The 979-nt window shown below is 50.5% G+C and carries 1 protein-coding gene; it reads right to left on the reverse strand.

Going from position 1 to position 979, the window contains the following annotated elements; translation table 11 throughout:
- Positions 1-83: 83 nt before the first annotated feature.
- Positions 84-803, reverse strand: a complete 720-nt coding sequence (locus AC0QH1_RS22400; protein ID WP_324633570.1) for a GUN4 N-terminal ARM-like repeat domain-containing protein — start codon at positions 801-803, stop codon at positions 84-86.
- Between the last annotated feature and the right edge of the window lie 176 nt (positions 804-979).

The following is a 979-nucleotide window of genomic DNA, read 5'->3' on the forward strand; positions in this document are numbered from 1 at the left end:
TTTAGGCTGGTCAGGTGGTTAGAAGTACAAGCCCCTGGCTTTAGACATGGGGTTGGTTTCTACGGAGTCCCTGACATCAGATTCTATTCCCAGGCGGGATGGGTGAGGAGTTTTTCAATAACTCGCACCCCGCGCAACTGATTCGACAGGGGCAAGTGACCGCGCGGCGCGCTCAAATCCCAGGTAAACCCGCCGGGATATCGGGTCCAAATGTTGCCTTCTTTCCAATTAATTTTCGGCCACATCTTCTCCCAATTTTTCCCGACGCCGAGCCAAATTTCTCGCTGTACGGAAAAGCCAAATTTGCCCTCGGAGTACACTCGCCACAGGGTATCGATGGTTTGCAAGTCGGTGACGGGAATTTTATCGACTTCGGTGAAGTACAACCATTTGCGTTGCACTGCATCCGGCCCGGCGTTCTCGCAGAGCTTTTGCAGGGTTAATTTGTCGGCAGATTGAAATTCCTGTTTGGCTAATAGCTTTTGGAGTTCGGAATAGTCGATGTTGTTTTCCGATCGCTCCGGGACCAGGCCGGTGGGAAACTCGGTAGCGAGAAATTCTGCGATCGCTGATGAATTGCTGTTTAACAACAGTTGATAGGCTTTTCCCTGCACTGCACTGGGGGGTTTATCCCGTTGCTCTTGCAACGATTCTTTGATGACGTTTAATCCCGCTTCTCCGATTTCGCTGAGTTGTTGCATCAGCTTGAGTTGAGTTTTTTCGGGGGCGGTTTTTAATTTGGAACGAATCGCGGCAAGATCGATTGAGGCGTCGGAAACGGCGGAGTTTGTGGGTTCATTCATAAGGCTTTAATTTGGAATTCACGTAAACCTCTTGCTCGCGTGGAAGCCCCGTGTCTTTAGACCGGGGAGGAAACGCGACAGGGGGACTTGAGTCCCCGTCAATCTTTCAACCATAGGCGTAACCATCCTTTCTGTGAATGGGTTTGCAGTATTTGTGGCTAATGCCTGCCACTCTT

Source organism: Phormidium sp. CCY1219 (assembly GCF_055795085.1).

Bases quoted from the DNA above. Each gene is read 5' to 3' on its own strand.
- AC0QH1_RS22400 (WP_324633570.1), bottom strand. From the start codon at position 803: ATGAATGAACCCACAAACTCCGCCGTTTCCGACGCCTCAATCGATCTT.